Source organism: Burkholderia lata, from assembly GCF_902499335.1.
Classification (GTDB): domain Bacteria; phylum Pseudomonadota; class Gammaproteobacteria; order Burkholderiales; family Burkholderiaceae; genus Burkholderia; species Burkholderia lata_B.
In genome coordinates this window covers 40,157-59,635 of the sequence record NZ_CABVQK010000007.1, presented here as the reverse complement: position 1 = coordinate 59,635, position 19,479 = coordinate 40,157, and the positions used below count along the sequence as shown (strand labels likewise).

Genomic DNA, 19,479 nt, shown 5'->3' with positions numbered 1-19,479 from the left:
CGTCAGACGCGCTTGAACACCAGCGTGCCGTTGGTACCGCCGAAGCCGAAGTTGTTCTTCACGGCGACGTCGATCTTCATGTCACGCGCGGTGTTCGCGCAGTAATCGAGATCGCACTCCGGGTCCTGGTTGAAGATGTTGATGGTCGGCGGCGACACGTTGTTGTGCAGCGCCAGCACCGTGAACACCGATTCGAGGCCGCCCGCGCCACCCAGCAGGTGGCCCGTCATCGACTTCGTCGAGTTCACGACGATCTTGTACGCATGCTCGCCGAAGGCCGCCTTCACCGCGTCGGACTCGTTCTTGTCGCCCAGCGGCGTCGACGTGCCGTGCGCGTTCAGGTACTGGACCTCGTCGGCGTTCAAGCCGGCGTCGCGCAGTGCCGCGACCATGCAGCGGCGCGGGCCGTCCATGTTCGGCGCGGTCATGTGGTACGCGTCGCCCGTCATGCCGAAGCCCGAGACTTCCGCGTAGATCTTCGCACCGCGTGCCTTCGCCGCTTCGTACTCTTCGAGCACCATCACGCCGGCACCCTCGCCCAGCACGAAGCCGTCGCGGTCCTTGTCCCACGGACGGGACGCGCTGGCCGGATCGTCGTTGCGGGTCGACAGCGCACGCGCTGCCGCGAAGCCGCCGATGCCGAGCGGCGACACCGTCGATTCGGCGCCGCCTGCAACCATCACGTCGGCATCGCCGGCCTGGATCAGGCGCGCTGCGAGGCCGATGCTGTGCAGGCCGGTCGTGCAGGCCGTGACGGCCGCGAGATTCGGGCCCTTCAGGCCGAACATGATGCTCAGGTGACCCGAGATCATGTTGATGATCGAACCCGGCACGAAGAACGGCGAAATCCGGCGTGGGCCACGATCGACGTAGGTCTGGTGCGTATCTTCGATCATCGGCAGGCCGCCGATGCCGGAACCGACCATCACGCCGATGCGTTCCGCATTGGCTTCGTTCACTTCCAGCCCGCTGTCCTTGACGGCCTGGATGCCGGCGGCGATGCCGTAATGGATGAACGTATCCATGCTCCGGGCTTCCTTCGCCGGGATGTACTCCTCGGCGCTGAAACCCTTCACTTCGCCCGCGAAGTGGACGGCGAGGTTCGACGGATCGAACTTCGTGACGGTGGCAATACCGGACTTGCCGGCGACGAGATTGGCCCAGCCGTCGGCAACATTATTGCCAACAGGCGAAATCAGCCCAAGGCCTGTAACAACAACACGACGGCGGCTCACGGTAACCTCTTTTCCATTATTGGATGACAAAAACAAAAGCCACAGTGGCCACAGGAACCAGCCCTGCAAGCCCTGTGGCTGTTAGTCCATCCGGCGCGAAGCCGGCAGGATGGCGCGTCAATCGCGAAGATCGCGGCGACGTGGCGGACAAGCGCGAAAGGCGCTCGTTACGCCTTGACGTTTGCGCGAGCGTAGTCGATCGCTTGCTGAACGGTCGTGATCTTCTCTGCTTCTTCGTCCGGGATTTCCATGCCGAACTCGTCTTCCAGAGCCATCACCAGTTCGACCGTGTCGAGCGAGTCGGCGCCCAGGTCGTTCACGAACGAAGCTTCGTTCTTGATCTCGGCTTCCGCGACGCCCAGTTGTTCAGCGACGATCTTCTTGACACGTTGTTCGATGTTGTCCATTACCCCTCCGAGGGAAAGTTCAGATTTACAAGTGCGCGCATTTTATCAGGTTTGCTGACGCCAAAACGCGCGTTGGCTTGACGGTCTATCAAGCGCCTATCCGCCTGAAAAACGGGATACGGCGCGGATGGTAAACGAAAATCGTTACGACATGTACATGCCGCCGTTCACATGCAGCGTCGTACCGGTGATGTAACCGGCCTGCGGCGATGCGAGGAACGCGACGGCATGGGCGATGTCTTCCGGGCTGCCGAGGCGGCCGAGCGGAATCTGGGTCTTGAGCGCGGCCTGCTGTTCTTCCGGCAGCGTCTTCGTCATGTCGGTGTCGATGAAGCCCGGCGCCACGCAGTTCACGGTGATGCCGCGGCTGCCGATTTCACGCGCGAGTGCACGCGTCATGCCCGCCACGCCGGCCTTTGCGGCCGCGTAGTTGACCTGACCCGGGTTGCCGGCCGAGCCGACCACCGACGTGATGTTGATGATGCGGCCGCCACGTGCCTTCATCATCGGGCGCAGCACCGCGCGCGACAGGCGGAACACCGACTTCAGGTTGGTGTCGATCACCGCGTCCCAGTCCTCGTCCTTCATCCGCATCGCGAGCTGGTCCTGCGTGATGCCCGCGTTGTTGACGAGCACGTTCAGCGCGCCGAACTCCTTCACCGTCGCGTCGATCAGCGCCTCGGCGGCTGCCGCGTCGTTGACGTTCAGCACCGCGCCGCGGCCCGTGACGCCCGCTTCCGCGAACGCCGCCGTGATCGCAGCGGCGCCCGATTCGCTCGTTGCCGTGCCGATCACCGTCGCGCCCAGGCGCGCGAGTTCGAGCGCGATCGAACGGCCGATGCCGCGCGATGCGCCGGTGACGATCGCAACCTGTTTATCGAGAGTCTTGTCCATGAATCGAATATCCGTCTCTTGAGAAAAGGCGCCGCGTCAGGCGGTCACCAGCTTGAGCGCTTCGTCGAGCGACGCCGGATCGAACACCGACGCACCCGTCAGGTTGCCGTCGATGCGCTTCGTCAGGCCGGCGAGCACCTTGCCCGGACCACATTCGATCACGTGCGTGACGCCCGTGCCGGCGATGTGCTGCACGCACTCGACCCAGCGCACCGGGCCCGCGGCCTGGCGCACCAGCGCATCCTTGATCGCAGCCGGATCGCTGACCACGGCGACGTCGATGTTGTTGACGACCGGAATCAGCGGCGCCTTGACGTCGACGTTCACGAGATAGTCGCGCAGCTGGTCCGACGCCGGCTTGAGCAGCGACGAATGGAACGGCGCCGACACCGGCAGCGGCAGTGCGCGCTTCGCGCCCTTCGCCTTCGCGATCTCGCAGGCCTTTTCGACCGCGGCCTTGTTGCCTGCGATAACGACCTGTGCGGGTGCATTGAAGTTCACCGCTTCGACGACGCCCGCTTCCGCGGCTTCGGCGCAGACCGCACGCACCGTGTCGTCGTCGAGGCCCAGGATCGCGGCCATGCCGCCCTGGCCGACCGGCACGGCCGTCTGCATCGCCTGCGCGCGGAAGCGCACGAGCGGCACCGCGTCCTTGAACGCGAGCGCGCCGGCAGCGACGAGCGCCGTGTATTCACCGAGGCTGTGGCCGGCGACGATCGCAGGCGCCAGGCCGCCTGCCTGCTGCCACGCGCGATAGCACGCATAGGCCGCGGTCAGCATCACGGGCTGCGTGTTGGTGGTGAGGTTCAGCTCTTCGGCCGGGCCTTCGGCGATCAGCTTGCCGAGATCCTGATTGAGTGCATCGGACGCTTCCTGGAGCGTCTCGCGCACAACGGCCAGATCGGCGAATGCGTTGAGCATGCCGACCGCCTGCGAGCCCTGCCCCGGAAATACGAATGCAAATTTCATATCGTCCCCAATTGAATCGATTCGGACGGCGCGCGCGAATGGCGCGCCGATGGGATCCGCGCGCAGCAGTCGCGCGCCGCGGATCAGTAGCGGAAGACCGACGCGCCCCAGGTGAAGCCGCCGCCGACGCCTTCGATCAGCACGTGCTGGCCGCGCTGGATGCGACCGTCGCGCACCGCGGTGTCGAATGCCAGCGGGATCGACGCGGCCGACGTGTTGCCGTGCTGGTCGACCGTCACGACCATGCGCTCCTGCGGCAGGCCGAGCTTGCGGCAGGTGCTGGTCATGATGCGGATGTTGGCCTGGTGCGGAATCAGCCAGTCGATCTGCTCGGGCGCGAGATTCGCCTTCGCGAGCGCCTCGATCGCGACCTTCTCGAGCACGTTGACCGCGAGCTTGAACACGGCCTGCCCGTCCATGTACAGGAACGCGCTGCCTTCGATCACGCCGCGGTTGACGTTGCCCGGCGTGCAGAGGATATGCGAATAGCTGCCGTCCGCGTGCAGCGCGCTGCCGAGCACGCCCGGCTCTTCCGACGCGGACAGGATCACCGCGCCCGCGCCGTCGCCGAACAGCACGCAGGTCGTGCGGTCCTTGAAGTCGAGAATGCGCGAGAACGTCTCCGCACCGACCACGAGCGCCGTGCGGTGCTGGCCACTGCGGATGAAGCTGTCGGCCGTCGCCATCGCGTACGCGAAGCCCGAACACACGGCCTGCACGTCGAATGCCGCGCCGCCGTTCTTGATGCCGAGCTTGTTCTGCAGCAGGCACGCGGTGCTCGGGAACACGAAATCGGGGGTCGAAGTCGCGACGATGATCAGGTCGATCGACTGCGGATCGATGCCGGCGGCTTCGATCGCGCGACGCGATGCCTCGAGCGCGAGGTCGCTGGTCGTGACGTCCGGTGCGGCGAAATGGCGCGCATGGATACCCGTGCGCGCAACGATCCATTCATCGCTCGTCTCGATGCCTTCCTTCGCAAGACGATCGGTCAACTGCTGGTTCGTGACGCGGTCAGGCGGCAGGTAGCTGCCCGTGCCGAGCACGCGGGAATAGAGAGTCGATTGGGCCATTTATGCTTTAGAGGATTGCGCAGCGGAAGGTTCGGCGTGATGGCCTGCGGCAGGGCTTGCACGGCCCGCGCCGCCCGCGTCGTGTTCGCCTTCGCCGAGCGACACTGAATTATCCGCCATCGCACGCGTGAGGCGCTCCAGCACGCCGTTTTTGACGGCATCATACCCGCGTTTGACCGCCCACTCAAACGCGTAGGCATCGGCCGAACCGTGGCTTTTGATCACGAGACTCTTCAGCCCCAGCAGCGCCGCGCCGTTGTACTGGCGGTGGTCGACGCGCTTCTTGAAACGCATCAGGACAGGCAGTGCGAGCAGCGCCATCAGCTTCGACATCAACGAACGGCCGAACTCCTCGCGGATGATGTCCGACAGCATCTGCGCGAGCCCCTCGGACGTCTTCAGCGCGACGTTGCCGACGAAGCCGTCGCACACGATCACGTCGACCGTGCCCTTGTAGATGTCGTTGCCTTCGACGTTGCCGCGGAAATTGAGCGTGCTGGCGCGCAGCAGTTCGCCTGCGCGCTTGATCGTCTCGTTGCCCTTGATCACCTCTTCGCCGATGTTCAGCAGGCCGATCGTCGGACGCTCCTTGCCTTCGAGCGCGGCCACGAGTGCGTGCCCCATTTCCGCGAACTGCAGCAGATGCTGCGGTTCGCAGTCGACGTTCGCGCCGAGGTCCAGCATCATCGTGTAGCCGGTCGGGTTCGGCAGCGCGAACGCGATCGCGGGCCGCTCGATGCCGGGCAGCGTCTTGAGTACGTAACGGGAAACGGCCATCAGCGCGCCGGTATTGCCGGCGGAGATGCAGGCCTGCGCCGCGCCTTCCTTGACGTGGTTGAGTGCCACGCGCATCGAAGAATCCTTCTTCTTGCGCAGCGCCACTTCGACAGGGTCGTCCATCGCCACGACTTCGGTGGCGGGAACGATGGTCAGCGCGGGATCGTCGAGGGCTTTCAGCTTTTTCAGCTGAGCGCGGATCGCGCTTTCGATGCCGACGAGCATCAGGTGCGCATCGGGATGCGCGCGGACGAACTTGACTGCCGCGGGAACGGTCACGGACGGGCCGTGGTCGCCTCCCATGCAATCGATTGTGAGCTTTACGGTCATGGAATGCGACGAATTTCAGGCACAAAAAAGCGGCAGTTGAATGCCGCCTTTTTGTTGAGCCAGGAAAGTGTCAAGCGAACCAGTTGTCACGCGAACGGCAAGCGTAGCGCGCAACGCGTGACTTGACGCTTAGTCGTTCTTCGTCTTGACGACTTTCTTGCCGCGATAGTAGCCGTTCGGGCTGACGTGGTGACGCAGATGCACTTCACCCGTGCTCGGCTCGACTGCCAGCGGCGCTGCCGTCAGGAAATCGTGCGAACGATGCATGCCGCGCTTCGACGGCGACTTCTTGTTTTGCTGGACTGCCATGACTAACTCCTAAATAATTTTCCGGATTCTAACACAGCCCGATCCGGCGCTTAACTACCCTGGCCCAAAGCCTTTACGCCTTCCCGCGCCACAACTGCTTAGTGTTTCTTGGTGCCGTCACCGTCCTTCTTCAGCGCTTCCAGCGCTGCGAACGGATTCGGCCGTTTGCCTTCGTCCCCGGCTTCTTCGGACTCCTCGTCCGTCTCTTCCGCGGGACCGCTCGCACCCGACACGAGGCTTTCGTGAACTGCCGGGCAAACCTCGTGCTTGGGCACGAGCGGCAACGAAAGCAGCAATTCCTCTTCGATCAAGTCGACGAGATCGAACTGGCGTGAGCCCACGATCACATCGGCTTCATCGTCGTCGAGCGGAAATTCTTCAGCTTCTTCTTCGGTCGCAACGACCCGGTACGTCATGTCGACACCGAACGCCTGGTCGTACGGGGTCATGCAGCGCTGGCACGTGAGCCACGCATCGCCGTGCACCGCAAGGCGCAGATACGGCTGCTGCCCGTCGGCGCCGTCGTCCTGCAATTCCTTCTGGGTGAACCCTTCCGCCTGCCATGTGAAGGCCGTGTCGCGATCTGGCGCGTCCGCAGGCACTTCGTTTAACATGCGCGGCAGTTGCGAGAGGCGCACCGCGCCTGCTGCCTGCCGCCCGCTGCGGGCGAACTCGAACAGGTCGATCGCGTGCGGATCAAGGGCCGCCGCAGGTTTGCCAGAAGAAGTGTTCATGTGCGCTCCTGCCTACAGGCTGACTTGCGGATCCGGCTTGGCACCGCTCGCGTACGGCTCATCCACGGATGACGTACTTTACTTCCGAAGACCCGGCAGGCACCACCACGGAAGCCTGCCGACGAAAAGCGGGAAAGCATACCTGTTTTACCTTTTGCGGTCAATCACTTAAGCTTGCGTCCGCGCAACACTGCACCACACCCGACGACTTACCGATCCAACCAACCATGCCGGATACCGTTTGCCGCCCGCCGCGGCTGATTCTTGCCTCCAGTTCACGCTACCGCCGCGCGCTCCTCGAGCGCCTCGGCATCCCCTTCGACGTCGTGTCGCCCGACCTCGACGAAACCCCGCACGACGGCGAAACGCCGGCCGCGACCGCCCTGCGCCTCGCCGAGGCGAAAGCGCGTGCCGTCGCTGCCACGATCGACGCGCCGGACGGCGTGCTCGTGATCGGGTCGGACCAGGTCGCGACCTTCGACGGGCTCCAGATCGGCAAGCCCGGCACGCATGAGCGCGCGCTCGCGCAGCTCGTGTCGATGCAGGGCCGTGAAGTCGAATTCCACAGCGCGCTCTGCCTGTACGACAGCCGCACGGGCGAAGCGCAGGTCGAGGACCTCGTCACGTGCGTGCGCTTCCGCTCGCTGCCCGAGGCCGAACTCGACGCGTACCTGCGTGCGGAAACGCCGTACGACGTCGCCGGCAGCGCCAAGTCCGAAGGGCTCGGCATCGCGCTGCTCGATGCGATCGACTCGAACGACCCGACCGCCCTCGTCGGCCTGCCGCTGATCGCGCTCACGCGCATGCTGCGCGTCGCCGAATATCCGTTGTTTGCAACCACCCGTGGAGACCGCGCATGACCGCCGGCACGCTTTACCTCGTCCCGAACACGCTTGGCGAAGGCGACGAATCGATGCTCGCGGCCGTGCTGCCCGCGACCGTGCAGGCGCGCGCCGGCACGCTCGGCTATTACATCGGCGAGAACGCGAAGACGACGCGTGCATTTCTGAAGAAGATCGGCACGACGCGCCCGATCCAGGAAATCGAGATCAGCGAACTGAACGTCAATACGCCGGCCGGCGCCATCGACCGGCTGCTCGCGCCCATACTGGCCGGCGCGGACGCCGGCCTCGTGTCGGAGGCCGGCTGCCCGGCCGTCGCCGATCCCGGCGCATTGCTGGTGCGCCGCGCGCACGAGCGCGGCGTGAAGGTCGTGCCGCTCGTCGGGCCGAGTTCGATCCTGCTCGCGCTGATGGCGTCAGGCCTGAACGGCCAGAGCTTCGCGTTCAACGGCTACCTGCCGGTCGACGCGGCCGCGCGCGCGAAACGCCTGCGCGAACTCGAGCAACTGTCGCGCAAGGCGCGCCAGACGCAGATCTTCATCGAAACGCCGTACCGGAATCAGGCGATGCTCGACACGCTCGTCGCGACCTGCGCACCGTCGACGCAGATCTGTGTCGCGGCCGACCTGACCCTCGCGACCGAGACGATCGCGAGCCGCACCGCAGCAGACTGGAAAAAGGCGCCCGCGCCGAATCTGCACAAGCGCCCGGCGATCTTCCTGCTGCTGGCGAACTGACGCCGCAGCGGGCGAACCGCCAAGCGACCGGCGGGCCATCGCGGCCCGCCCGCTTCCGGTCAGCGCAAGCTGACCGACGCGCCGCCGGCCGTCAGCGCCTTCATCGCGGCGCCGCCGACGGCCGCGCCGAACTTGCGCGCGACACGGTTCGTCAGGCTTTCCTTCACCGTATAGTCGACGAGATCCGGCGCCTTCAGCACGTCCCGCGCGACCGTATCGGTCGTGCCGTAGCCGTCGGCGAGCCCGAGCTCGACGCTCTTCTCGCCGGTCCAGAACAGGCCCGAGAACATGTCGGGCGTCTCGTGCAGCCGCTTGCCCCGGCCATCCTTCACGGCCTTGATGAACTGCGCATGCACCTGGTCGAGCAACGCCTGCGCATGCGCGTCCATCTTCGGCGTTTCCGGCGAGAACGGGTCGTAGAAGCCCTTGTTTTCGCCCGACGTATGCAGGCGCCGCTCGACGCCGAGCTTGCCCATCAGCCCAGTAAAGCCGAACCCGTCCATCAGCACGCCGATCGACCCGACGATGCTCGCCTTGTCGACGAAGATCTTGTCGGCCGCAGACGCGATGTAATAGCCGCCCGATGCGCACATGTCGGTCACGACGACGTACAGCGGCTTGTCCGGATACTTCGCACGCAGCCGGCGGATTTCGTCGTAGACCATCCCGGCCTGCACCGGGCTGCCGCCCGGGCTGTTGATCCGCAGCACGACCCCGGCCGTGCCGTCGTCGTCGAACGCAGCGTCGAGCGCCGTGTTGATGTCGTCGGCATTTGCGTTGACGCCGGCCGCGATCTCGCCGTCGATCGTCACGAGTGCCGTATGCCGCCCGCTCGAAGAAAACTTCGAATCGCTCGAGAAATCGATCAGCGCGAACGCGAACAGCACGAATACGGCGAGGAACGCGAAGCGGAAGAAGATCTTCCAGCGTCGCGCCGCGCGCTGCTCCTTGACGGCCGCGAGCGCGATCCGCTCGAGCGCCGCACGCTCCCAGTTCGGTTCACGGCTGTCGGGACGGGCGGAGGAATCCGGGGAATTCGGTTGGTCGGCCATGCAGTGTTGTCGTTAGTCGGTCGTGGCGGGAACGGCGGGACGCAGGTCGGCGTCGGGCACCCAGAATACCGCACGCCCGTCGGACGTGTCGCGCTCGTCGACCTCGACCGGCCGCAGGCGGCCGCCGCGGCACGGGCCGCCGACGCACTTGCCGGTGTTCGGCTCGTAGATCGCGCCGTGCGTCGCGCACATCAGGTAAAGGCCCGACGATTCGAAGAACTGCCCTTCCGCCCAGTCGAGCTCCATCGGCACATGCGCACAACGGTTCAGGTAACCGTATGCCTGGCCCTCGTAGCGCACGAAGAACACGACGGCCTGCTCGCCGCGCAGCGTCGCGTCAACGCGCACGCCGGCTCCGCCGTCGGCCAGCGCATCCGATGCGCACACGCGCACGGCGTCCGGCGCCGCGCTCATGCGTGCTCCCGCAGCCACGCGGCCAGCGCGTCGACGTCCGGCGCGACGAAGCGCGGCGTGAGCGCAGCCAGCGCGTCGGCCGTGTGCGCGCCGTACGCAACGCCGACGCCAGCCGCTCCGGCGCTCGCCGCCATCTGCAGGTCGTGCGTCGTGTCGCCGATCATCACGGTGCGCGACAGGTCCTGCCCCAATTCCCGGGACAGTTCATGCAGCATCGCCGGATGGGGCTTCGAGAAGGTTTCATCCGCGCAGCGCGTCGCATCGAACAGGCTCGTCAGCTTCGACTGGTCGAGCACGCGATTCAACCCGACCCGACCCTTGCCGGTTGCAACGGCGAGCAGATAGCCCGTGTCGCGCAGCTCGGCGAGCAGTTCGCGCACGCCGGCAAACAGCTCGATGCGCTGGTCGTCGAGCAGATAGTGATAGCGGTAGCGCTCGGCGAGCCGCGAATAGTCGGACGGATCAAGGGTCGGAGCCGTAATCTGCAGCGCATCGCGCAACCCGAGGCCGATCACGTAACGCGACGCCTCGTCGGACGGCGTGGGCAGGCCGAGATCGCGGCATGCGGCCTGGATGCTGTGCGCGATGTGCGCAGTCGAATCCATCAGCGTGCCGTCCCAGTCGAAGACGATCAGGTCAAATTGCTGTCGAGCCATGCGGTTCAGGCGGTATCGCGCAGTGCGCTGAGTTGATCGAGGAAGCGCCGGCATTCGTCCGGCAGCGGCGCATCGAACTGCAGTGCCTCGCCGGTCAGCGGGTGGGCAAGCCGCAGCCGGTACGCATGCAGGAACATCCGTTTCAACGACGGCTGCGCATTCGCGCGCGCCAGCGCCTTGTTCAGTGCGAAATCGCCATATTTGGCATCGCCGGCGATCGGCAGGCCGAGATGCGCGAGGTGCACACGGATCTGATGGGTCCGCCCCGTCTTGAGTTCCGCTTCGACGAGCGCGTACTCCGGCCAGCGGTCGACGAGGTTGAACACCGTATGCGACGGCAGCCCGTCGTCCTGCACGCGCACGCGACGCTCCCCTTCCGGGGTCGAATACTTGAACAGCGGCGCCTTCACCGCGCGGCGGCGACCCCAGTCGGGCTGCCATTCGCCGTGGACGCACGCAAAGTAGCGCTTGTCCATCTTGTTCTCGCGAATCTGTTCGTGCAGCCCCACCAACGCCGTGCGCTTCTTCGCGAGCATCAGGACCCCGGACGTCTCGCGGTCGAGCCGGTGCACGAGCTCGAGGAATTTCGCGCGCGGGCGCGCCTGGCGCATCTGCTCGATCACGCCGAACGCGACGCCGCTGCCGCCGTGGACGGCGACCCCGGCCGGCTTGTCGATGACGAGCATCGCGTCGTCCTCGTACAGCACGTTGAAATTCGCGGGCGGCACGACGGGCGTGTCGGCGCGCGCGAGGTCCGCCGCGGCCACGCGCACGGGCGGCACACGGACGACGTCGCCATGGGCAAGCCGATACTGCGCATCGACCCGACCCTTGTTTACGCGGACTTCGCCGCTGCGGAGGATCCGGTAAATATGGCTTTTCGGCACGCCTTTACAGACGCGCAACAGGAAGTTGTCGATTCGCTGACCGGCCGAGTTTTCGTCGATCTCGATCATCGATACCTGGCCGCTTGCGACCGAATTCTGGGATATTTTGCCTAACTCGTTCATACTGAATATAATTTTGCCCAGCCTGACGTTGCGGGCGGCCTCACCGGCCGGCCCGGACCAACCGGGCAAGGCGCAAGCGCAAACCGTTATTTTACTTGCGCCGGGGGTCTGCTGCTCACCCCTAATCAAAGAGATGCAGCAAGTTGCACGCACGGCGCCGCCCGTCGGCAAGGATCGCGCCCACAGGCGGATTCGGTCGGCAAGGCGCCGCGGTAACGGAAAGTTGGTTGAAAAGAATTTGATCGGCAGCCCGACGGCGCGAAGTGCGTCCGCGCAGGCTGCCGGTTGCGAAAATTACGGCGTTGCGCCCGATTTGGCTCCGCGAAGCGTGCGGGGCCTGGCGACGTCAAACCAGGGAAGTACACCCCAGGCGGGAAAGTCGGGCTGGATTCGATACTCCCCGCTGCGGCCCAAGCCGCAGCATCTGCCGCCCGTTGGCACGCGCGACGCATGACGTCGCGCCCCGCGGCAGTGCCCGGCCTCAGGCTTAGCGCGCTCTGACAGCGTGCGGTGTGTGGACGCCGTGCTTTGAAGCCGTGTTCGCAGGTGCCCTATGGCCGCCGGCCCCGTCTTTCGGGCCCAAGCGCCTCTTCAGGCAATTCTCCCCGCCATCGTTCCCGCTCCAGCGTGCTTGTGACAACACAACAAGGCGCGGCCTGCCGTCGTTCCCGCCCTCGCGACTGACAACCGCGAGGCGCCGCCAGCAGAGCCGCCTGGAGTCGTTCATGAAACGCATGCTGTTCAATGCGACGCAGCAGGAGGAGCTGCGCGTCGCCATCGTCGATGGGCAAAAGCTCATCGACATCGACATCGAGACAGCCGGGCGCGAACAGCGCAAAGGCAATATCTACAAAGGTGTCATCACCCGTATCGAGCCGTCGCTCGAAGCGTGCTTCGTCAACTACGGCGAAGACCGCCACGGCTTCCTGCCGTTCAAGGAAGTCGCCCGCCAGTACTTCAAGGAAGGCATCGACATGCGCTCCGCGCGCATCCAGGATGCCCTGCGCGAAGGCCAGGAACTGATCGTCCAGGTCGAGAAGGAAGAGCGCGGCAACAAGGGCGCTGCCCTCACCACGTTCATCTCGCTCGCCGGCCGCTATCTGGTGCTGATGCCGAACAACCCGCGCGGCGGCGGTGTGTCGCGCCGGATCGAAGGCGACGAGCGCCAGGAACTGCGCGAGACGATGGCGCAACTGCAGATCCCGGACGGCATGAGCATGATCGCCCGTACCGCGGGCATCGGCCGCAGCGCCGAGGAACTGCAGTGGGACCTGAACTACCTGCTGCAACTGTGGCGCGCGATCGAAGCGGCGTCGCAAAGCGGCAACGCCGGCCAGCCGATGCTGATCTACCTGGAATCGAGCCTCGTGATCCGCGCGATCCGGGACTATTTCCAGCCCGATATCGGCGAAATCCTGATCGATACGAACGAAATTCACGATCAGGCCCGCGCATTCATGGACATCGTGATGCCGGACAACGTCGCGAAGGTGAAGCGCTACCACGACGACGTGCCGCTGTTCTCCCGCTTCCAGATCGAGCACCAGATCGAGACCGCGTACTCGCGCACGGTGCCGCTGCCGTCGGGCGGCGCGATCGTGATCGACCACACCGAAGCGCTCGTCGCGATCGACGTGAACTCGGCGCGCGCGACCAAGGGTGCGGACATCGAGGAAACGGCCACCCGCACGAACCTCGAAGCAGCCGACGAAGTCGCCCGCCAGCTCCGCCTGCGCGACCTCGGCGGCCTGATCGTGATCGATTTCATCGACATGGAATCGGCGAAGAGCCAGCGCGAAGTCGAGCAGCGCCTGAAAGACGCGCTCAAGCACGACCGCGCGCGCGTCCAGATGGGCAAGATCTCCCGTTTCGGCCTGATGGAACTGTCGCGTCAGCGCCTGCGTCCGGCCCTGTCGGAAGGCAGCCACGTGACCTGCCCGCGTTGTAACGGCACCGGTCACATCCGCGACACCGAATCGTCCGCGCTGCAGGTCCTGCGGATCATTCAGGAAGAAGCAATGAAGGAAAACACCGCGGCGATCCACTGCCAGGTGCCGGTCGAGGTGACCGCCTTCCTGCTCAACGAAAAGCGTCAGGAAATCAACAAGATCGAGTCACGCTTCAAGGTCGGCATCGTGCTGATCCCGAACAAGCACCTCGATACGCCGCACTACAAGCTCGAGCGCCTGCGTCACGACGACGCGCGCCTTGACGATCCGCGCGCGTCCTGGAAGATGGCCGAGGAAGCAGCACGCGAACTCGAGTCGGAAACCGGCTACAGCAAGCGCACGGCGGAAGTGAAGCCGAAGCAGGAAGCCGCGGTCAAGGGCATCACGCCCGAGCGTCCGGCCCCGACCCCGGCGCCGCAGCGTCCGGTCGAGCCCGTTCCGGCACCCGCGCCTGTCGCCGCGGCAAGCGGCGGCTTCATCGGCTGGCTGAAGGGCCTGTTCGGCGTGTCGCCGGCTCCGGCGCCCGCACCGGTTGCTCCGGCACCGGCGAAGGAGCAGGCAGCCCGTCCGGCTCGCGGCGAACGCACCGAGAAGTCCGAGCAACGCGGCGAACGCGGCGGCGATCGCAACCGCAACCGTCGCGGCGGCGCCCAGCAGGCGCAAGGCGGCCGCGACCAGGCTGCAGCAGGCCGTGGCCAGCCGCAACGCCAGGAACGCGAAGGCAAGGAAGCACGCGAACCGCGTGAAGCACGTGAGCCGCGTGAAGGCCGCGAACCGCGCGAGGCTCGTGAACCGCGTGAAGGTCGCGAGAACCGCGAAGGCCGTGAGGGTCGCGAGGGCCGTGCCCCGCGCGAAGGTCGCGAGCCGCGTGAAAGCCGCGAGCCGCGCGAACCGCGTGAGAACCGCGAGCCGCGCGAGCGTGCCGAGCAGCCGGAAGGCGTCGACGCAGCCGGTCGTGGCGAGCGCCAGGAACGCGGTGAACGTCGCGAGCGCGGCGAGCGCCGCAAGCCGACCCAGCATGCGGCTACGCTCGAAACCGTCACCCGTGGCGAAACGCATCCGGAACCGGAAACCGACGAGGCCCTCGCAGAAGCACTGCCCGGCGCCGAGCTGGCAGCCGACGCGGAAGCCGTCGCGCGTGATGGCGAGGAACGCCGCCGTCGCCGTCGCGGCCGCCGTGGCGGCCGTCGCGAGCGCGAGGAAGACGGCGCAGTCGTCGACCACGCCGAGCAAGGCGCAGAGGGCGAAGCCACCGTGCAAGCGGTGACGCCGGAAGCACCGGCTGCTGCCGAACCGGCCCACACGGCCGCACCGGCAGTCGTCGTGGCAGCCGCCGCGGCAAGCGCCGTCGTCGCCGAAGCCGTGGTCGAGCGCCATGCCGAACCGGCAGCACCGGCCGCTGTCGAGCCGCAGCCGGCACCGGTACACGTCGAAGCAGCGCCTGTTGAAGCAGCCGTTGTCGCCCAGGCAGCAGAACCGGCACCGGTCGCGCCGGCCGTCGATACGGAAGCCGGTCCGGCTCCGGTCGCGGTTTCGCCGACCGACGCGTTCGAAGTGCCGGCAGCGCCTGCCGCTGTCGAGGCGCCGCAGCCGGCGCCCGTCGAGCAAGCCGCACCGGCCGTGACGACGGAAGCCGCTCCGGTGGCTGCCGAGCCGGCCCATGTCGAAGCAGCGCCGGTCGAGGCCGTCGCCGCGCCGGCACCGGCTCCGGCTCCCGCCCAACCGGCAGCCGCGCCCGCTTCGGCGAGCCTGGATGTCGTGCTGGAGCAGGCCGGTCTCGTCTGGGTGAACACGGACGCCGGCAAGTTCGCCGCTGCACAGGAAGCCGCGTCGCACCTCCCGCGCCCGGCTCGCGTGCCGCGCGAACGCAAGGCGCTGCCGCCGGCCGATACGGCCCCGATGCAGCAGGTCGAAACGACGCATCACTGATCGACGCATCGTCCGACCAGGAAAAGCCCGCCTCCGGCGGGCTTTTTCACGTCCGCGCTGCGGGTTTCCGCCCACCGGACCCGCCCGCCGCTTGCGGCTAAAATAGAGATCTGGTTCGCACTTCTTTCAACATGTCCCGACGCATCATTCCTCTCGCCGACGTCAGCGGGATGCCGGACGTCTCCGGCGTCGCGCATGCCCCGGACGGTACGCTGGCCGACACGTTCGCCAGGCCGCTGCGCGACCTGCGCATTTCGGTGACGGATCGCTGCAACTTTCGCTGCGTGTACTGCATGCCGCGCGCCGTCTTCGACAAGGACTACCCGTTCCTGCCGCACAGCGCACTGCTCACGCACGAGGAGATCGAACGCGTGGCGCGACTCTTTGTCGCACACGGCGTCGAGAAGATCCGCATCACGGGCGGTGAGCCGCTGCTGCGCAAGAATCTCGAATTCCTGATCGAGCGCCTCGCCCGTCTGACCACCCATGACGGCCGCCCGCTCGACCTGACGCTCACGACCAACGGTTCGCTGCTCGCGCGCAAGGCGCGCGCGCTGAAGGACGCCGGGCTCACGCGCGTGACGGTCAGCCTCGACGCGCTCGACGATACGTTGTTCAAGCGCATGAACGATGCCGAGTTCGCGAGCGCCGACGTGCTCGACGGCATCTTCGCCGCCCAGGCCGTGGGCCTCGCGCCGGTCAAGGTCAACATGGTCGTGAAGCGCGGCACCAACGACAGCGAGATCCTGCCGATGGCCGAGCGTTTCCGCGGCACCGGCGTGATCCTGCGCTTCATCGAATACATGGACGTCGGCACGTCGAACGGCTGGAACATGACCGAGGTGCTGCCGTCGGCGGACGTCATCGCACGGCTCGCCGAACACTTCCCGCTCGTGCCGCTCGAGCCGCACACGGCGGCCGAAACCGCGCAGCGCTGGGGCTATGCGGACGGCAGCGGCGAGATCGGCGTGATTTCGAGCGTCACGCAGGCCTTCTGCGGCGACTGCACGCGCGCACGGCTGTCGACCGAAGGCAAGCTGTACCTGTGCCTGTTCGCATCGACGGGCCACGACCTGCGCGCGCTCGTGCGCGGCGGCGCGAGCGACGCCGAGATCGCGACCGCGATCGCCCGCATCTGGCAGGCCCGCACCGACCGTTATTCGCAACTGCGCGGCAGCGCGTCCGCCGAGGCTCTGCCCGACGGCGCCGGCAAGCGGGTCGAGATGTCGTATATCGGCGGCTGACGCACGCTGCCCCTCCCGCCTTCTCACGATGCCCGCTTCCGCCTCCCCCTCGATCGCCGGCCTGCTGCTCGCAGGCGGGCGCGCCACGCGCATGGACGGCGTCGACAAGGGCCTGCAGTTGCTCGACGGCACGCCGCTCGCGCTGCACGTGCTGCGCCGGCTCTCGCCGCAGGTCGACGAGACGCTGATCAGCGCGAATCGCCATGCCGATCGCTATGCCGAACTCGGTGCGCCGTTCGACGCGCGCATCGTCGCGGACGAAACGCCGGACTTCCCCGGCCCGCTCGCGGGCCTGCTCGCCGGCATGCGGGCGGCGCGCGCGCCGCTCGTCGCGTGCTCGCCATGCGACACGCCCTATCTGCCCGCCGACCTCGTCGCACGGCTGCAGGCGGCGCTCGACGCGCAGCAGGCCGACATCGCGATGGCGGTGACCGTTGACGCACAGCAGGCGCGCTCGCCGCAGCCGACGTTCGCGCTGCTGCGCACGTCGCTGGCCGACGATCTCGCCGCCCGGCTCACGGCCGGCGACCGCAAGGTGCGTGCGTGGTACGCACGCCACAAGACGGTCGAAGTCGAGTTTCACGACGAGCGTGCGTTTTACAATGCCAACTCCTGGCAGGAACTCGCCGCGCTGGCCCGCCGCTGACGGCACCCGTGCGGTTCCCGCCCGGCGCCCGCCGCACGCGAAACCCGCGCCCAGGCACCCTCCTCGCGCCACCGGCCACGAACCCGATACGCCTTGCGGCGCAGTCCGACTGATGATCACGCAATCCTCGCCCGCCTCCCGAACCGCACCCGATTCCGATGCCCCGCTGTCGCTCGCCGACGCGCAGGCACTCGCGTGCCGCTTCGCGGTGCCCGTCGACGCGTGTGACACGGTGACGCTGCGCGACGCGCTCGACCGCGTGCTCGCGGCCGACGTGAACGCGCCGTTCGACATTCCCGCGTACGACAACTCGGCGATGGACGGCTATGCGTTCGACGGCAGCGCCGGCACGCACGCGTCGGCGCAGGGAGACGTCGCGCTGACAGTCGCCGGCACCGCGCTCGCCGGTCATCCGTTCGACGGCGCCGTGGCGGCCGGATCATGCGTGCGCATCATGACGGGCGCGCCAATGCCGGCCGGCTGCGACACGGTGATTCCACAGGAACGCGTGCGCGTCGACGGCGACACGATCCACTTCGCCGCGCACGACGTCGCGCGCGGCGCGAACTGCCGCAAGGCCGGCGAAGATCTCGCGCGCGGTGCCTGTGCACTCGCAGCAGGCCGCATCCTTCGGCCGTCCGATCTCGGCTTAGTCGCGTCGTTCGGTATCACCGAGGTCACGGTGCGCCGGCGCGTGCGCGTCGCCGTGTTCTCCACCGGCGACGAACTGCGCGAGCCCGGCGAGCCGCTCGGCCCCGGCGCACTGTACGACAGCAATCGCGGGATGCTGATCGCGATGCTCGAAAGGCTGCATGTCGACGCGGTCGATCTCGGGATCGTCCGCGACGATCCGGCCGCGCTCGAAGCCGCATTGCACGACGCCGTCGCCGCGCAGGCCGACGCCGTCATCACGTCCGGCGGCGTATCGGTCGGCGAAGCCGACTTCACCCGCGACGTCATGGCGCAGCTCGGTGACGTGACGTTCGCCAGCCTCGCGCTGCGTCCCGGCCGTCCGCTCGCATGCGGCACGCTCGCACGCACGGCCGATGGCGCCGGTCACACGCTGTTCTTCGGGCTGCCCGGCAATCCGGTCGCGTCTGCCGTGACGTTCTACGCGATCGTGCGCCCCGCGCTGCTGACGCTGGCCGGCGCGCAGGCCCAGCCGCCGGCGATGCATACGGCACTCAGCACGCAAGCACTGAAGACGCGCCCGGGCCGCACCGATTACCTGCGCGGCATCGCGACGCGCGCCGCCGACGGCCGCTGGCACGTCGCACCGGCCGGCTCGCAGAGTTCCGCGTCGCTGAGCGGCCTCTCGGCCGCCAACTGTTTCATCGTCCTGGGCCACGATACCGCGGCAGTCGACGCGGGCACCCCGGTCGACATCCTGCCGCTCGACGGCCTGATCTGAATTCCACTATCGGTATATCTCTACGGGGGCAATCCGCACATGAAGAAACAAATTTCGTCGATCGCCGCGGGGCAGACCGCCAAGGCACTGATCCTCGTCTACCTGACGTTCAGCGTGCCGATCGTGCTGCTCGGCATTCTCGTCGCGTACATCCGCTACGGGATGGTCGAACTGAGCACGATCCTGAGCGCGCTGCTGCTGAACGCAATCCTCGGCTTCGTGCTGCTGTGGATCGCATGCCATGCGTACAACTGGGTCGCATCGCGCTTCGGCGGCATCGAGATCGTGCTGTCCGATCCGCCGGAGGAAGCGTGAGCGGCACGCCGCTGATCCGCGCGGCAGAGGCACGCGACGTCGGCGCGATCCTCGCGCTGATGCGCGAGCTGGCCGAGTTCGAGAAGCTGACGCACCTGTTCGTCGCGACCGAGGCCGATCTCGCCGACGCGCTGTTCGGCGAGCAGCCTGCCGCCGAGGCGCGCGTGGCCGAACACGACGGCGCGATCGTCGCGTATGCGCTGTTCTTCCACAATTATTCGACGTTCCTCGGCCGTCGCGGCCTCTATCTCGAGGATCTGTACGTGCAGCCGTCGCAGCGCGGCACCGGCCTCGGCACCGCGATGCTGCGCCATCTCGCGGCATTGGCCGTCGAACGCCGTTGCGCTCGCTTCGAATGGTCGGTTCTCGACTGGAACCAGCCTGCGATCGATTTCTACGAAAAGATGGGCGCGACCGTGCTGCCCGACTGGCGCATCGTTCGCGTCACGGGTGACGCGCTGGACACGCTCGCCGGGCATTGACCGCGGGCCGGCCACACCGGCACGCACTGCAAAAGAAAACGGGCGCCGCGGCGCCCGTTTTTGC

20 protein-coding genes are annotated in these 19,479 nt (G+C 66.9%); 8 read left to right on the top strand and 12 right to left on the bottom strand.

All coding sequences use genetic code 11. The features are described from left to right. Positions 1 to 2: 2 nt before the first annotated feature. The 8 genes from fabF to BCO18175_RS18290 all read right to left on the bottom strand — a co-directional run bounded on the left by fabF (position 3) and on the right by BCO18175_RS18290 (position 6,728). Positions 3 to 1,235, bottom strand: coding sequence for a beta-ketoacyl-ACP synthase II (gene fabF / locus BCO18175_RS18325; RefSeq protein ID WP_174983014.1), 1,233 nt, complete (start codon positions 1,233 to 1,235; stop codon positions 3 to 5). Between the two features lie 167 nt (positions 1,236 to 1,402). After that, complete coding sequence (acpP, locus tag BCO18175_RS18320; RefSeq protein ID WP_004197638.1) at positions 1,403 to 1,642, bottom strand: acyl carrier protein; 240 nt, start codon at positions 1,640 to 1,642, stop codon at positions 1,403 to 1,405. A gap of 144 nt (positions 1,643 to 1,786) precedes the next feature. After that, positions 1,787 to 2,536, bottom strand: a complete 750-nt coding sequence (gene fabG, locus BCO18175_RS18315) for a 3-oxoacyl-ACP reductase FabG (protein ID WP_006476504.1) — start codon at positions 2,534 to 2,536, stop codon at positions 1,787 to 1,789. Between the two features lie 36 nt (positions 2,537 to 2,572). Further along, a complete protein-coding gene (gene fabD / locus BCO18175_RS18310) occupies positions 2,573 to 3,505 on the bottom strand; it encodes an ACP S-malonyltransferase (protein ID WP_174983012.1) in 933 nt (310 codons plus the stop codon). An 83-nt stretch (positions 3,506 to 3,588) separates the two neighbouring features. Next, positions 3,589 to 4,578: a beta-ketoacyl-ACP synthase III gene (locus BCO18175_RS18305; RefSeq protein ID WP_174983010.1), complete on the bottom strand. Its 990-nt coding sequence runs from the start codon at positions 4,576 to 4,578 to the stop codon at positions 3,589 to 3,591. Beyond that, on the bottom strand, positions 4,579 to 5,685 hold the full coding sequence (plsX, locus tag BCO18175_RS18300; RefSeq protein ID WP_174983008.1) for a phosphate acyltransferase PlsX: 1,107 nt from the start codon (positions 5,683 to 5,685) through the stop codon (positions 4,579 to 4,581). Between the two features lie 129 nt (positions 5,686 to 5,814). Then, positions 5,815 to 5,994: a 50S ribosomal protein L32 gene (rpmF, locus tag BCO18175_RS18295; protein ID WP_006051932.1), complete on the bottom strand. Its 180-nt coding sequence runs from the start codon at positions 5,992 to 5,994 to the stop codon at positions 5,815 to 5,817. Between the two features lie 98 nt (positions 5,995 to 6,092). Beyond that, the gene (locus tag BCO18175_RS18290) at positions 6,093 to 6,728 is read right to left on the bottom strand and encodes a DUF177 domain-containing protein (RefSeq protein ID WP_174983006.1); all 636 of its coding nucleotides are present in this window, start codon (positions 6,726 to 6,728) and stop codon (positions 6,093 to 6,095) included. A gap of 227 nt (positions 6,729 to 6,955) precedes the next feature. On the opposite strand from BCO18175_RS18290, the gene BCO18175_RS18285 reads away from it, so the two are divergent. Together BCO18175_RS18285 and BCO18175_RS18280 are read left to right on the top strand one after the other, a co-directional pair. Continuing rightward, complete coding sequence (locus tag BCO18175_RS18285) at positions 6,956 to 7,588, top strand: Maf-like protein (protein WP_174983004.1); 633 nt, start codon at positions 6,956 to 6,958, stop codon at positions 7,586 to 7,588. Then, entirely contained in the window at positions 7,585 to 8,307 is a 723-nt protein-coding gene (locus BCO18175_RS18280) for an SAM-dependent methyltransferase (protein WP_174915642.1), read from the top strand. The genes BCO18175_RS18285 and BCO18175_RS18280 overlap by 4 nt, the downstream gene beginning before the upstream one ends. A gap of 59 nt (positions 8,308 to 8,366) precedes the next feature. Here the strand turns inward: BCO18175_RS18280 and BCO18175_RS18275 are convergent, their stop codons facing one another. Genes BCO18175_RS18275 through BCO18175_RS18260 form a run of 4 tightly spaced genes read right to left on the bottom strand, consistent with a single transcriptional unit; the run spans position 8,367 to position 11,439 of the window. Then, positions 8,367 to 9,359: a S49 family peptidase gene (locus tag BCO18175_RS18275; protein WP_174983002.1), complete on the bottom strand. Its 993-nt coding sequence runs from the start codon at positions 9,357 to 9,359 to the stop codon at positions 8,367 to 8,369. Between the two features lie 12 nt (positions 9,360 to 9,371). Further along, a complete protein-coding gene (locus BCO18175_RS18270; RefSeq protein ID WP_043181955.1) occupies positions 9,372 to 9,773 on the bottom strand; it encodes a Rieske (2Fe-2S) protein in 402 nt (133 codons plus the stop codon). Beyond that, positions 9,770 to 10,429, bottom strand: a complete 660-nt coding sequence (locus tag BCO18175_RS18265; protein ID WP_174960347.1) for an HAD-IA family hydrolase — start codon at positions 10,427 to 10,429, stop codon at positions 9,770 to 9,772. Before BCO18175_RS18265 ends, BCO18175_RS18270 begins: the two co-directional genes overlap by 4 nt. Positions 10,430 to 10,434: 5 nt before the next feature. Beyond that, complete coding sequence (locus BCO18175_RS18260) at positions 10,435 to 11,439, bottom strand: RluA family pseudouridine synthase (protein WP_174915663.1); 1,005 nt, start codon at positions 11,437 to 11,439, stop codon at positions 10,435 to 10,437. 725 nt (positions 11,440 to 12,164) lie between these two features. On the opposite strand from BCO18175_RS18260, the gene BCO18175_RS18250 reads away from it, so the two are divergent. From BCO18175_RS18250 to BCO18175_RS18225, 6 genes are all read left to right on the top strand, one after another. Beyond that, a complete protein-coding gene (locus BCO18175_RS18250) occupies positions 12,165 to 15,317 on the top strand; it encodes an Rne/Rng family ribonuclease (protein ID WP_174983000.1) in 3,153 nt (1,050 codons plus the stop codon). 131 nt (positions 15,318 to 15,448) lie between these two features. Continuing rightward, complete coding sequence (gene moaA / locus BCO18175_RS18245; protein WP_174915638.1) at positions 15,449 to 16,561, top strand: GTP 3',8-cyclase MoaA; 1,113 nt, start codon at positions 15,449 to 15,451, stop codon at positions 16,559 to 16,561. Positions 16,562 to 16,589: 28 nt separating this feature from the next. Then, the gene (gene mobA / locus BCO18175_RS18240) at positions 16,590 to 17,207 is read left to right on the top strand and encodes a molybdenum cofactor guanylyltransferase MobA (RefSeq protein ID WP_174982998.1); all 618 of its coding nucleotides are present in this window, start codon (positions 16,590 to 16,592) and stop codon (positions 17,205 to 17,207) included. A gap of 112 nt (positions 17,208 to 17,319) precedes the next feature. Next, positions 17,320 to 18,618: a molybdopterin molybdotransferase MoeA gene (moeA, locus tag BCO18175_RS18235; RefSeq protein WP_174982996.1), complete on the top strand. Its 1,299-nt coding sequence runs from the start codon at positions 17,320 to 17,322 to the stop codon at positions 18,616 to 18,618. Between the two features lie 39 nt (positions 18,619 to 18,657). Further along, positions 18,658 to 18,933, top strand: coding sequence for a hypothetical protein (locus tag BCO18175_RS18230; protein WP_006476519.1), 276 nt, complete (start codon positions 18,658 to 18,660; stop codon positions 18,931 to 18,933). Further along, complete coding sequence (locus tag BCO18175_RS18225) at positions 18,930 to 19,415, top strand: GNAT family N-acetyltransferase (RefSeq protein ID WP_174982994.1); 486 nt, start codon at positions 18,930 to 18,932, stop codon at positions 19,413 to 19,415. Before BCO18175_RS18230 ends, BCO18175_RS18225 begins: the two co-directional genes overlap by 4 nt. Positions 19,416 to 19,479 lie beyond the last annotated feature (64 nt).